The sequence below is a fragment of the Nocardioides taihuensis genome (assembly GCF_042657275.1).
In the GTDB taxonomy this organism is placed as follows: Bacteria; Actinomycetota; Actinomycetes; order Propionibacteriales; family Nocardioidaceae; genus Nocardioides; species Nocardioides taihuensis.
Genome location: NZ_JBHSKD010000027.1, coordinates 324,210 through 336,788, shown reverse-complemented (window position 1 = coordinate 336,788; position 12,579 = coordinate 324,210). Strand labels below are relative to the sequence as shown.

11 protein-coding genes are annotated in these 12,579 nt (G+C 73.0%); 9 read left to right on the top strand and 2 right to left on the bottom strand.

Translation table 11 applies throughout. The annotated features are described in order from the left end of the window. The first annotated feature begins 70 nt into the window (after positions 1-70). Both ACFPGP_RS19590 and ACFPGP_RS19585 read left to right on the top strand, forming a co-directional pair. On the top strand, positions 71-271 hold the full coding sequence (locus tag ACFPGP_RS19590) for an HGxxPAAW family protein (RefSeq protein WP_378592664.1): 201 nt from the start codon (positions 71-73) through the stop codon (positions 269-271). Between the two features lie 13 nt (positions 272-284). Further along, positions 285-725 carry a DUF2752 domain-containing protein gene (locus tag ACFPGP_RS19585; RefSeq protein ID WP_378592663.1) on the top strand — a complete coding sequence of 147 codons (441 nt, stop codon included), beginning with the start codon at positions 285-287 and terminating at the stop codon, positions 723-725. 54 nt (positions 726-779) lie between these two features. Here ACFPGP_RS19585 and ACFPGP_RS19580 read toward each other — a convergent pair whose 3' ends face one another. Together ACFPGP_RS19580 and ACFPGP_RS19575 are read right to left on the bottom strand one after the other, a co-directional pair. Beyond that, positions 780-1,187, bottom strand: coding sequence for a DUF4190 domain-containing protein (locus tag ACFPGP_RS19580; protein ID WP_378592662.1), 408 nt, complete (start codon positions 1,185-1,187; stop codon positions 780-782). Positions 1,188-1,256: 69 nt separating this feature from the next. Further along, a complete protein-coding gene (locus tag ACFPGP_RS19575; protein WP_378592661.1) occupies positions 1,257-1,748 on the bottom strand; it encodes a DUF4190 domain-containing protein in 492 nt (163 codons plus the stop codon). 184 nt (positions 1,749-1,932) lie between these two features. Between ACFPGP_RS19575 and trpC the strand changes: the two genes are divergently transcribed. From trpC to ACFPGP_RS19540, 7 genes are all read left to right on the top strand, one after another. Beyond that, positions 1,933-2,760 (top strand): indole-3-glycerol phosphate synthase TrpC, encoded by an 828-nt coding sequence (gene trpC, locus ACFPGP_RS19570; protein ID WP_378592659.1) that lies wholly within the window; start codon positions 1,933-1,935, stop codon positions 2,758-2,760. Continuing rightward, complete coding sequence (trpB, locus tag ACFPGP_RS19565) at positions 2,757-4,001, top strand: tryptophan synthase subunit beta (protein WP_378592658.1); 1,245 nt, start codon at positions 2,757-2,759, stop codon at positions 3,999-4,001. The genes trpC and trpB overlap by 4 nt, the downstream gene beginning before the upstream one ends. Further along, complete coding sequence (trpA, locus tag ACFPGP_RS19560) at positions 3,998-4,804, top strand: tryptophan synthase subunit alpha (RefSeq protein ID WP_378592656.1); 807 nt, start codon at positions 3,998-4,000, stop codon at positions 4,802-4,804. The genes trpB and trpA overlap by 4 nt, the downstream gene beginning before the upstream one ends. Beyond that, positions 4,797-5,444: an SCO family protein gene (locus tag ACFPGP_RS19555; protein ID WP_378592654.1), complete on the top strand. Its 648-nt coding sequence runs from the start codon at positions 4,797-4,799 to the stop codon at positions 5,442-5,444. The genes trpA and ACFPGP_RS19555 overlap by 8 nt, the downstream gene beginning before the upstream one ends. Before the next feature lie 21 nt (positions 5,445-5,465). Next, positions 5,466-6,338, top strand: coding sequence for a prolipoprotein diacylglyceryl transferase (lgt, locus tag ACFPGP_RS19550; protein ID WP_378592652.1), 873 nt, complete (start codon positions 5,466-5,468; stop codon positions 6,336-6,338). Positions 6,339-6,519: 181 nt separating this feature from the next. After that, positions 6,520-11,061: a glutamate synthase large subunit gene (gene gltB, locus ACFPGP_RS19545; protein WP_378592650.1), complete on the top strand. Its 4,542-nt coding sequence runs from the start codon at positions 6,520-6,522 to the stop codon at positions 11,059-11,061. After that, on the top strand, positions 11,054-12,520 hold the full coding sequence (locus tag ACFPGP_RS19540) for a glutamate synthase subunit beta (protein WP_378592648.1): 1,467 nt from the start codon (positions 11,054-11,056) through the stop codon (positions 12,518-12,520). The genes gltB and ACFPGP_RS19540 overlap by 8 nt, the downstream gene beginning before the upstream one ends. Positions 12,521-12,579 lie beyond the last annotated feature (59 nt).

The following is a 12,579-nucleotide window of genomic DNA, read 5'->3' as shown; positions in this document are numbered from 1 at the left end:
CGAACGGGGGTCGCGGCTGCATAGACTGTGCCCGCACCACCGAGCCCCCCACCTCCTCGAGGAGCCCCGCATGTCTGCACACCACGGCAACACCCCGGCCGCCTGGACCGCTGTCGCGATCGGGATGCTCGGGTTCGTGGTCGGCGGCATCGCGCTGATGCTCTCGCCGGTGAGCATGGTCGGGTTCTGGGTCGGCTGCGCGCTGGTCGTCGTCGCGGGCGTCGTGTTCGGCGTGATGGCGAAGATGGGCCTCAACGGCGAAGAGCACTGAGGCGGCCACGACCGTGGCGACCGTCACCGCAGCCACTGCCCCCGCGCGGGTCTCCCGCCGGGAGCGGATGACGGCGCCGGTGGCGACGATCGCCGGGCTCACGGCGGCCACCGTGGCGCTGCACGTGCGCGACCCGCACGTCTCCGGCAGCTGGGGCTACTGCCCGCTGTCGCTGCTCGGGGTCTACTGCCCCGGGTGCGGAGGTCTGCGGGCGGTCAACGACCTCACCCACGGCGACCTCGCGGGCGCCGCCTCGAGCAACCTGCTGCTGCTGCTCCTCGCGCCGGTGGCCGTGTTCCTCCTCGCCCGGTGGGCGGTCGACGCCTGGCACGGCCGCGACCGCGGCCGCGGCCGTGCGATCGTCCTCGCCCCACCCGCGCTGGCGGTGTTCGCGGTGGTCACCCTCGTGTTCGTCGTGGCCCGCAACCTGCCGGGCAGCTGGCTCGCACCCTGACGCGCACCGGGCCCGGCCCGCACGCCGTGCGGACCGGGTCCGAGCACGACCGGCTCAGCCCGAGGTGTTGACGTCGCCGCTGAAGTCGATGACGCCCGTGGCGAAACCGATGATCTGCAGCACCAGGAACACCAGCGCGATGATGCCGAGGATGAAGCCGGCCTTGGCCATGCCGGCGCCGCCCTGGCCGCTCGTCGCGATCTCGCTCTGGGCACTGCGGCCCAGGATGATCGCGACGATGCCGAGCGGGCTGCAGCAGAGGAGACCGAGGATGCCGAGGACCAGCGCCCACACGGCCTTGCTGTTGTTGCCGGCCGACGGCGCGCCGTAGCCGGGCTGCCCGCCGTAGGACGGCGGCGGCGGTCCTCCGTAGGGAGGTTGGCCCCCGTCGCCCGGAGGGGGCGGGGTGCCGTAGCTGCCTCCGCCGGGCGGCGGCGGCGGGGGAGGTGCCTGGTTGCTCATGGAGCTCGCTTCCTGTTCTCCGGCCGCACCCGGTGGTGCGGCTCACCCGGCCGGGCCGGGACGTCGTGGTCAGTAGCCGCTGCCGGTGTTGCCGTCGAACGACGCGGTGAAGCTCCCGGTCACCAGCAGCACGACGACGAGCAGCGCGCTGAGGATCATCAGCACGATCGAGATCAGGCCGAGGATCCAGCCGGCCTTGGCCAGCCCCTCGCCCGTGAGCCGGCCGCCGGAGGCGGCGATCTCGCGGTCCGCGCGGCGGCCGATGATGTACGCCGGGATGCCGAGCAGCCCGCAGCACAGGAACGAGAGGAGCCCCAGCACCAGCGCGGTCGTCGCCGACCCGTGGTTCTGGGGGGCACCCACGCCGGGGCCGCTGCCGTACGCCGGCGGCACGTAGCCCGCGGGCAGGTCCCCGTGCGGCTGGCCGTAGGCCTCGCGGTAGGTGCTGCTGTACTGCGGGGCCGCCGGCCCGGAGCCGCCGGGCTGCGCGGGCGGCGGGGGAGGCGGCTGGCTGCCCCCGGAGGCCTCCTCTGGCGGTGGCGGAGGCGTGGTGTCGCTCATCGCGGAGTCCTTCCGGCGGTGCACGGCTGACGTCGGGGGAGCGTGCGTCGCGCCGCGCCCCCGCGCGAGGCTACACAGGTTTCGTCCCTCGGAGGTGGACGCGGCGCGGAACCGTCCGCGTGAGAGGCTGGAGGCCGTCCCCAGACCCGCCGGTGGTCTGGTCGGACCCGGGAGATCAGGAGTCGTGGCAGTGGTGGCGAGCGGGGAGCGGGCAGGCGGTGCTGCCGCGGGTTCGGTGCTCGACGAGATCGTCGACGGCGTCCGTCTCGACCTCGCCCGCCGCGAGGCCGCCACGAGCGCGGCCGAGCTGTGCGCCCGCCTCGCCGACGCGCCGCCGGTGCGCGACCCGATGCCGGCCCTGCGCGCGGCCGGGAGCAGCGTGGTCGCGGAGGTCAAGCGGCGGAGCCCGAGCAAGGGCGACCTGGCCGCGATCCCCGACCCCGCCGAGCTCGCGCGCGCCTACGAGCGGGGCGGAGCGGCCGCCATCAGCGTGCTCACCGAGGAGCGCCGCTTCGGCGGCAGCCTCGACGACCTCCGCACCGTGCGCGCGGCGGTCGAGGTGCCGCTGCTGCGCAAGGACTTCGTCGTCACCTCCTACCAGCTGCTCGAGGCGCGGGTCGCGGGCGCCGACCTGGTGCTGCTGATCGTGGCTGCCCTCGACGACGAGACCCTGCGCCGGCTCCACGACGAGGCCCGCGAGCTCGGCCTGACCGTGCTGGTCGAGGTGCACGACGAGCCGGAGACCGAGCGGGCCCTCGACCTCGGCGCGGAGCTGGTCGGCGTGAACGCCCGCAACCTCAAGACCCTGGCCGTCGACCCCGCGACCTTCGGTCGGCTGGCACCCTTGGTGCCGTCGGACCGCGTGCTGGTGGCGGAGTCCGGCATCACCGGCCCCGACGACGTGGCCCGCTTCGTCTCCGAGGGCGCCCGCGCGGTGCTGGTCGGCGAGGCACTGGTCCGTGACGGCGACCCCGAGGGCGCCGTCCGAGCGATGACGGGAGTGCGAGCGTGACGACGACGTACGACGCAGACGAGCGCGGTTGGTTCGGAGGCCCGGAGACCGGGTGGGGCGGGCGGTTCATGCCCGAGGCCCTGGTCGCCGCCCTCGACGAGCTGACCGAGGCGTGGCACGACGCCATGGCCGACCCGACGTTCGTCGCCGAGTTCGACGCCATCCTGCGCGACTACGCGGGAGCGCCGAGCATGCTCTACCACGCCGAACGGCTCAGCCGGAAGGTCGGCGCCCGCATCCTGCTCAAGCGCGAGGACCTCAACCACACCGGCGCCCACAAGATCCGCAACGTGCTCGGCCAGGCCCTGCTCACCCGGCGGATGGGCAAGCAGCGCGTCATCGCCGAGACCGGCGCGGGCCAGCACGGCGTCGCGAGCGCGACGGCGGCCGCCTACTTCGGGCTCGACTGCACCGTCTACATGGGCTCGGTCGACATCCGGCGCCAGGCGCTCAACGTCGCCCGGATGAACCTCCTCGGCGCGAAGGTGGTCCCGGTCGACTCGGGGTCCGCGACGCTCAAGGACGCCATCAACGAGGCCCTGCGCGACTGGGTCGCCTCGGTCGACCACACGGCGTACCTCTTCGGCACCGCGGCCGGCCCGCACCCCTTCCCCAGCATGGTGCGCGACTTCACCCGCAGCATCGGCGACGAGGCCCGCCAGCAGTGCCTCGACCGCTGGGGCGTGCTGCCCGACGCGATCGCCGCCTGCGTGGGCGGGGGCTCCAACGCGATCGGGCTCTTCACCGCGTTCCTCGACGACGACGACGTGGCGATCTACGGCTTCGAGCCGGGCGGTGAGGGTGTCGACACACCACGCCACGCGGCCACGATCCACGCCGGCGCGAAGGGCGTCCTGCACGGCGCGCGCACCTACGTGCTGCAGGACGAGGACGGCCAGACCACCGAGTCCCACTCGATCTCGGCCGGTCTCGACTACCCGGGCGTCGGCCCCCAGCACGCCTTCCTCGCCGCGAGCGGGCGGGCGACCTACCTGCCGGTGACCGACGCCGAGGCGATGGAGGCGCTCGCCCTGCTGAGCCGCACCGAGGGGATCATCCCCGCCATCGAGTCCGCCCACGCCGTCGCCGGCGCGCTGCGGGTGGCCGAGGAGCTCGCCGCCGAGAAGGGGCCGGACGCGACGGTGCTGATCAACCTGTCCGGCCGCGGCGACAAGGACATGGACACCGCGATCGAGTGGTTCGGCCTCGACGACGGCACCCCCGGGGAGCCGGTCGGATGAGCGCCCCGACGACGCGCACGGCGTTCGAGAAGGCCCGCGCCGACGGGCGCGCCGCCCTGGTCGGCTACCTCCCGGCGGGGTTCCCCGACGTCGACGGCGGCATCGCCGCGCTCCGGCAGCTCGTCGACAGCGGCTGCGACGTGATCGAGATCGGCCTGCCCTACTCCGACCCGGTCATGGACGGCCCGACCATCCAGGCCGCCGCCCAGCAGGCGCTCGAGGGCGGGGTCCGCACCCGCGACGTGCTGCGCACGGTCGAGGCGGTCGCCGCCACCGGTGTGCCGACCGTGGTGATGACCTACTGGAACCCGATCGAGCGGTACGGCGTCGAGAGGTTCGCCGCCGACCTCGCCTCCGCCGGCGGCGCCGGCCTGATCACTCCCGACCTCACGCCCGACAGCGGCGGTGACTGGATCGCGGCCGCCGACGCCCACGACCTGGACAAGGTCTTCCTCGTGGCCCCGAGCTCCACGGACGCCCGCCTGGCCATGACCACGGCCGCCTGCCGCGGTTTCGTCTACGCGACTGCCGTCATGGGTGTCACGGGCACGCGCACCGAGACCAGCGACCTCGCCGGGCCGCTCGTCGCCCGCACCCGCGAGACCACCGACCTCCCGATCGGCGTCGGCCTCGGCGTGAGCAACGGCGCCCAGGCGGCCGAGGTCGCGTCGTACGCCGACGGCGTGATCGTGGGCTCGGCCTTCGTGCGCGTGCTGCTCGACCACCCCGGCGACCTGAGCGCGGGGTTGGGGGCACTGGCCGCACTCACCGAGGACCTCGCCGCAGGGGTCCGGCGTGGCTGAGCCCCGCTCCGGGCACCCCTGGCTGCTCGCGGTCGGTCTGACCGTCGGCCTGCTCCTCCTCGCCGGGTGCGGCGGGAGCGCCGACTCGGCCACCGGCGAGGGCGAGGGCGGCTACACCGCCGCGGCCGTGCTCGACCAGCCCTACACGGTCCCCGACACCGCGCTGACCGACACCGGGGGGCAGCGCTACTCGCTGGCCGCCGACACCGACAAGCCGCTGACGCTGGTCTTCTTCGGCTACACCCGGTGCCCCGACATCTGCCACGTGGTGATGGGCTCGCTCGCCTCGGCGATGACCCGGCTCGACGAGGCCGACCGCCAGCAGGTCGACGTCGTCTTCGTGACGACCGACCCGGCGCGCGACGACGAGGCCACGCTGCGCGACTACCTCGACCGCTTCGACCCGTCGTTCATCGGCCTGACCGGTGACCTCGACACGATCGTCGACGTGGGCGCGGACCTCGCGGTCGCGGTCGACCAGGGCGACAAGCTGCCGAGCGGTGGCTACGAGGTCACCCACGGCACCTCGGTCGCCGCGATCGACGCCGACGACGAGGTGCCGATGATCTGGACCCAGGACACCTCTGCCGAGCAATTCGCCGCTGACGTCCACCACTACCTGTCCACCACCGGCTCCTGAGCCGCAGACGGATCGAGTCCCGTGCTCCCGCTCTCCATCCCCAGCCCGTCCGAGGGCGTCTGGCACCTCGGGCCGCTGCCGGTCCGCGGCTACGCGCTCTGCATCATCCTCGGGATCGTCGCCGCCATCTGGATCGGCGAGCGCCGCTGGGTGGCCCGCGGCGGCCGGTCGGGTGACGTCAGCGACCTCGCCGTGTGGGCGGTGCCGTTCGGGCTCGTGGGCGGGCGGCTCTACCACGTCGCGACCGACTGGAAGCTCTACTTCGGCGACGGCCAGAACCCGGTCGAGGCGCTCTACGTCTGGCGCGGCGGCCTCGGCGTCTGGGGCGCCATCGCCTTCGGCGCGCTCGGCGTCGTCATCGGCGCCCGCACCAAGGGCATCAAGCTGCTGCCGGTGCTCGACGCGATGGCTCCCGGTGTGCTGGTCGCGCAGGCGATCGGCCGCTGGGGCAACTGGTTCAACCAGGAGCTCTACGGACGCCCGACCGACCTGCCCTGGGGCCTCGAGATCGACGAGGCCCACCGCCCCGTGGACTCCCTCGACCGGGCCACCTACCACCCGACCTTCCTCTACGAGTCGCTGTGGTGCCTGGCCGCGTTCGCGGTGGTGGTCTGGGCCGACCGCCGCTTCCGCCTCGGTCACGGCCGGGTGCTCGCGCTCTACGTGATGGCCTACACCGCGGGGAGGTTCTGGATCGAGTCGATGCGCGTGGACGACGTGCAGCTCGACGACGTGTTCGGCCTCCGGTTCAACGAGTGGACCTCGATCGTGCTGTTCCTCGCCGCCCTGGCGTGGTTCGTCTGGAGCGCCCGCACGCACCCCGGCCGCGAGGAGCAGGTCTACCGCGAGGGTCGGCAGCCCGAGCCGGTCACCGACGCCGAGAACGCCGACTGAGGGGCCCGTCCACCCCCTGTCCGCGCGCCGGTCAACCCCTCCTCGCGGCCGGAGCCGGGTGGTACCTTGGGCGCTCCGCTCGGGCCAACGTCGTCCCCTGCACCGCCAGCTGCAACCACCGTTCGGCCGTGCCCCGCCCCCGGGTGGCGCGCGTGCCGCAGAGACGACGGGAGAATGCCCAGTGCCCACGCACGCGTTCCCGCCGCCCTCAGGGCTGTACGACCCCGCGCACGAGCACGACGCCTGTGGCGTCGCGTTCGTGGCCACGCTGACCGGTGAGGCCAGCCACGACATCGTGGCCAAGGCGCTGACCGCCCTGCGCAACCTCGAGCACCGCGGTGCCGCCGGTGCGGAGCCGACGTCGGGCGACGGTGCGGGCATCCTGATGCAGGTCCCCGACGCCTTCCTCCGCGCGGTCGCGGGGGAGCACGGGATCGACCTCCCGCCGCAGGGGTCCTACGCCGTCGGCACGGCGTTCCTGCCCGGCGACGACGAGGTGGTGGCCAAGACCCGCCAGCGGATCGAGGAGATCGCCGCCGAGGAGGGTCTCGCGGTGCTCGGCTGGCGCGAGGTGCCGGTGGAGCCCGAGCTGCTGGGCCGCACCGCGCGCGGCGTGATGCCGTCGTTCAGCCAGCTGTTCGTGGCGGGGGGCGCCCAGCGCACCCGCGGCATGGCCCTGGAGCGGCAGGCGTTCTGCCTGCGCAAGCGGGCCGAGCACGAGACCGACGCCTACTTCCCGTCGCTGTCGGGCCGCACCCTGGCCTACAAGGGCATGCTGACGACCGACCAGCTCGACCGGTTCTACCCCGACCTGACCGACGAGCGGATCGCCTCGGCGCTGGCCGTCGTCCACTCGCGGTTCTCCACGAACACCTTCCCGAGCTGGCCGCTGGCCCACCCGTTCCGGTTCATCGCCCACAACGGCGAGATCAACACCGTGATGGGCAACCGCAACTGGATGCGGGCCCGCGAGGCGCTGCTCGACTCCGACCTGGTGCCGGGCGACCTCGAGCGGCTGTTCCCGATCTGCACCCCGGGCGCGTCCGACTCCGCGTCCTTCGACGAGGTGCTCGAGCTGCTGCACATGGGCGGCCGCTCGCTGCCGCACGCGGTGCTGATGATGATCCCGGAGGCGTGGGAGAACCACGCCGAGATGGACCGCAAGCGCCGCGCCTTCTACGAGTTCCACTCCTCGCTGATGGAGCCGTGGGACGGCCCCGCCTGCGTGGTCTTCACCGACGGCTCGCAGATCGGGGCGGTGCTCGACCGCAACGGCCTGCGCCCCTCGCGCTACTGGGTCACCGACGACGGCCTGGTCGTGCTCGCCTCCGAGGTCGGGGTGCTCGACCTCGACCCGGCCACGATCGTCCGCAAGGGACGGCTCCAGCCCGGCCGGATGTTCCTCGTCGACACCGACGACCACCGGATCATCGAGGATGAGGAGATCAAGGCCGAGCTGGCCGCGGAGCACCCCTACGACGAGTGGCTGCACGCCGGCCTGATCCACCTCGCCGACATCCCCGAGCGCGAGCACATCGTGCACACCCACGCCTCGGTGACCCGGCGCCAGCAGATCTTCGGCTACACCGAGGAGGAGCTGCGGATCCTGCTCACGCCCATGGCCAACACCGGCGGCGAGCCGCTGGGCTCGATGGGCACCGACACGCCGATCGCGGCGCTGTCGGACAAGCCGCGGCTGCTCTTCGACTACTTCAGCCAGCTCTTCGCCCAGGTCACCAACCCGCCGCTCGACGCGATCCGCGAGGAGCTGGTGACCTCGCTCAGCGGCACCATCGGGCCGGAGGCCAACCTGCTCGAGCCGCAGCCGGCGTCCTGCCGGCAGGTCGTGCTGCCGTTCCCGGTCATCTCCAACGACGACCTGGCCAAGATCCGCCACATCAACCGCGACGGCGACATGCCGGGCTTCATCACCCACGTCTCCCGGGGGCTCTACCCCGTCGAGGGCGGCGGCGAGGCGATGGCCCAGCGGATCGAGGAGATCTGCGCCGAGGTGTCCGAGGCGATCGCGGACGGCGCGCGCATCATCGTGCTCTCCGACCGCCACTCCACCGCCGAGCTGGCACCCATCCCGTCGCTGCTGCTCACCGGTGCGGTCCACCACCACCTGGTGCGCGAGAAGACGCGCACCCAGGTCGGGCTGCTGGTCGAGGCCGGCGACGTCCGCGAGGTGCACCACGTCGCGCTGCTCATCGGGTACGGCGCGGCCGCGGTGAATCCCTACCTGGCGATGGAGTCGGTCGAGGACCTCGCCCGCGACGGCTACTACGTCAAGGTCGAGCCCGAGCAGGCCGTGGCCCACCTCGTCAAGGCGCTGGGCAAGGGCGTGCTCAAGGTGATGTCGAAGATGGGCGTCTCCACCGTGGCGTCCTACACCGGTGCCCAGATCTTCGAGGCGATCGGCCTCTCGCAGGCGGTCGTCGACCGCTACTTCACCGGCACCACCTCCAAGCTCGGCGGCATCGGGCTCGAGACGATCGCCGACGAGGTGGCGCGCCGGCACGCCGTGGCCTACCCCGGCATCGCGCCCGCGCACCGCGAGCTCGCCATCGGTGGCGAGTACCAGTGGCGGCGCGAGGGCGAGCCGCACCTGTTCGACCCCGACACCGTCTTCCGGCTCCAGCACTCCACGCGCACGGGCCGCTACGACATCTTCAAGCAGTACACGCACCGCGTGGACGAGCAGTCCGAGCGGCTGATGACGCTGCGCGGCCTGTTCCGCTTCAAGGACGCCGGTGAGACCGGGCGGGCGCCGGTGCCGATCGAGGAGGTCGAGCCGGTCTCCGAGATCGTCAAGCGGTTCTCCACCGGCGCGATGTCCTACGGCTCGATCAGCCAGGAGGCGCACGAGACCCTCGCGATCGCCATGAACCGGCTGGGCGCGAAGTCCAACACCGGCGAGGGCGGTGAGGACCCCGACCGCCTCCACGACCCCGAGCGCCGCAGCGCGATCAAGCAGGTCGCCTCGGGCCGGTTCGGCGTCACGGCGGAGTACCTCACCAACGCCGACGACATCCAGATCAAGATGGCCCAGGGCGCCAAGCCCGGCGAGGGTGGCCAGCTGCCCGGCCACAAGGTCTACCCGTGGGTGGCCAGGACCCGGCACTCGACGCCGGGGGTGGGGCTGATCAGCCCGCCGCCGCACCACGACATCTACTCCATCGAGGACCTCGCCCAGCTGATCCACGACCTCAAGAACGCCAACCCGTCGGCCCGCATCCACGTGAAGCTGGTCTCCGAGGTGGGCGTCGGCACGGTCGCCGCGGGCGTCTCGAAGGCGCACGCCGACGTCGTGCTGATCTCCGGGCACGACGGCGGCACGGGCGCCTCGCCGCTGACCTCGCTCAAGCACGCCGGGGGGCCGTGGGAGCTCGGGCTGGCCGAGACCCAGCAGACGCTGCTGCTCAACGGCCTGCGCGACCGGATCGTCGTGCAGACCGACGGCCAGCTCAAGACCGGCCGCGACGTCGTGGTGGCAGCGCTGCTCGGCGCGGAGGAGTACGGCTTCGCCACCGCGCCGCTGGTGGTCTCGGGCTGCGTGATGATGCGCGTGTGCCACCTCGACACCTGCCCGGTGGGCGTGGCCACGCAGAACCCCGTGCTGCGGAGCCGCTACACCGGCAAGGCCGAGCACGTCGTCCGCTTCTTCGAGTACGTCGCGGAGGAGGTGCGCGAGCTGCTCGCGGAGCTCGGCTTCCGCACCCTCGACGAGGCGATCGGCCAGGTCGACGCGCTCGACACCGTCCGCGCGGTCCAGCACTGGAAGGCCTCCGGTCTCGACCTGACCCCGGTGCTGCACCGGCCGCAGCTGTCCGAGGGCGCCGCGCTGCGTCGTACGACCGAGCAGGACCACGGCCTCGACAAGGCGCTCGACAACGAGCTGATCGCGCTCTGCGCAGATGCGCTCGACCGGGGAGAGCCGGTGCGGGCCACGTTGCCGGTCCGCAACGTCAACCGCACGGTCGGCACCATGCTCGGCCACGAGGTGACCAAGCGCTACCGGGGCGAGGGCCTGCCCGACGGCACGATCGACCTGACCTTCACCGGGTCGGCCGGCCAGTCCTTCGGCGCGTTCCTCCCGCGCGGCGTGACGTTGCGGCTCGAGGGCGACGCCAACGACTACGTCGGCAAGGGCCTGTCCGGTGGCCGCGTCGTGGTCCGGCCCGACCGCGCGGCGACGTTCGACGCGAGCGACCAGATCATCGCCGGCAACGTGATCGGGTACGGCGCGACGTCCGGCGAGATCTTCCTCCGCGGCGTCGTGGGGGAGCGGTTCTGCGTCCGCAACTCCGGTGCGGTGGCCGTCGTCGAGGGCGTCGGCGACCACGGCTGCGAGTACATGACCGGCGGCACGGTCGTGATCGTCGGTGGCACCGGCCGCAACTTCGCGGCCGGCATGTCCGGCGGGTACGCGTTCGTGCTCGACCTCGACGAGCGGCGGGTCAACCCCGAGCTCGTCGACCTCGGGCCGGTGCAGGGCGAGGCGGCCGAGGAGCTGCGCTCACTGGTGGCCCGGCACGCCGAGGAGACCGGCTCCACCGTCGCCCGGGCGCTGCTCGACGACTGGGCGGCCGCGCTGCCCCGGTTCACCGAGGTCATGCCCCGCGACTACAAGAGAGTGCTGGACGCGCGCGCCGCGGCCCTCGACGAGGGCCTCGACGACGACGCCGCGGCCGCCCGGATCATGGAGGTCCTTCATGGCTGACCCCAAGGGATTCCTCAAGCACGGCCGCGAGGTCGCCACGCGCCGTCCCGTCGAGGAGCGGGTGCACGACTGGAACGAGGTCTACCCCGACGGCGTCGGCCGCGCGCTGCTGCCGATCATCGGCACCCAGGCCGGGCGCTGCATGGACTGCGGCATCCCGTTCTGCCACCAGGGCTGCCCGCTGGGCAACATCATCCCGGAGTGGAACGACCTGGTCTGGCGCGGCGACTGGGAGGGCGCCATCGAGCGGCTGCACGCGACCAACAACTTCCCGGAGTTCACCGGGCGACTGTGCCCGGCGCCGTGCGAGACCGCCTGCGTCCTGGGGATCAACCAGGACCCCGTGACCATCAAGAACGTCGAGGTGGCGATCATCGACAAGGCCTGGGAGTCCGGCTACGTCCGGCCCCAGCCGCCGGAGTGGCTCTCGGGCCGCACCATCGCCGTGATCGGCTCCGGCCCCGCCGGGCTCGCGGCCGCCCAGCAGCTGACGCGCGCCGGCCACACGGTCGCCGTCTACGAGCGGGCCGACAAGGTCGGCGGGCTGCTGCGCTACGGCATCCCCGAGTTCAAGATGGAGAAGAAGCACCTCGACCGTCGCGTCGACCAGATGAAGCGCGAGGGCACCGTCTTCCGCGCCGGCGTCGACGTCGGCACCGACCTGACCGCGGCGCAGCTGCGTGACCGCTACGACGCCGTCGTGCTGGCTATGGGCGCCACCGAGCCGCGCGACCTCGACGTGCCCGGACGGCAGCTCGCGGGTATCCACCAGGCGATGGAGTACCTCCCGCAGTCCAACCGCGCCTGCCTCGGCGCGGAGGTCGAGGGACAGATCCGCGCCGACGGCAAGCACGTCGTGATCATCGGCGGCGGCGACACCGGCGCCGACTGCCTCGGCACCGCCACCCGCCAGGGCGCTGCGTCGATCACCCAGCTCGAGATCATGGCCGAGCCGCCGGTGGAGCGGCCGGCGGGCCAGCCCTGGCCGACGTACCCGATGACCTTCCGGGTCTCCTCGGCCCACGAGGAGGCAGGCGAGCGGGTCTACGCCGTGTCGACCCAGGAGTTCCTCGGTGACGACGACGGCCACGTCCGGGCGCTGCGGCTGGTCGAGGTCGCCCTCAGCGACGGCCGCTTCCAGGAGGTGGCCGGCACCGAGCGCGAGATCCCGGCCGACCTCGTCCTGTTCGCCATGGGCTTCGTCGGCCCCGAGAAGCCCGGCCTGGTCGAGCAGCTCGGCGTCGACCTCGACGAGCGGGGCAACGTCGCCCGCGACGCGCACTACGCCACGTCGGTCGACGGGGTCTTCGTGGCCGGGGACGCCGGTCGCGGCCAGTCGCTGATCGTCTGGGCGATCGCCGAGGGGCGCGCCGCCGCCGCGGCGGTGGACGCCTACCTGACCGGCTCGACCAACCTGCCCGCCCCGATCCCGCCGACCGCGCGCCCCCTGGTCGTCTGAGGCGGCGGAGATCCGTCAGGGTTACCGACGGGTCACCGTGTTGGAACGATCCAACGTTC

Bases quoted from the DNA above. Each gene is read 5' to 3' on its own strand.
- ACFPGP_RS19580 (WP_378592662.1), bottom strand. From the start codon at position 1,187: ATGAGCAACCAGGCACCTCCCCCGCCGCCGCCGCCCGGCGGAGGCAGC.
- ACFPGP_RS19575 (WP_378592661.1), bottom strand. From the start codon at position 1,748: ATGAGCGACACCACGCCTCCGCCACCGCCAGAGGAGGCCTCCGGGGGC.
- ACFPGP_RS19540 (WP_378592648.1), top strand. From the start codon at position 11,054: ATGGCTGACCCCAAGGGATTCCTCAAGCACGGCCGCGAGGTCGCCACG.
- ACFPGP_RS19590 (WP_378592664.1), top strand. From the start codon at position 71: ATGTCTGCACACCACGGCAACACCCCGGCCGCCTGGACCGCTGTCGCG.
- trpA (WP_378592656.1), top strand. From the start codon at position 3,998: ATGAGCGCCCCGACGACGCGCACGGCGTTCGAGAAGGCCCGCGCCGAC.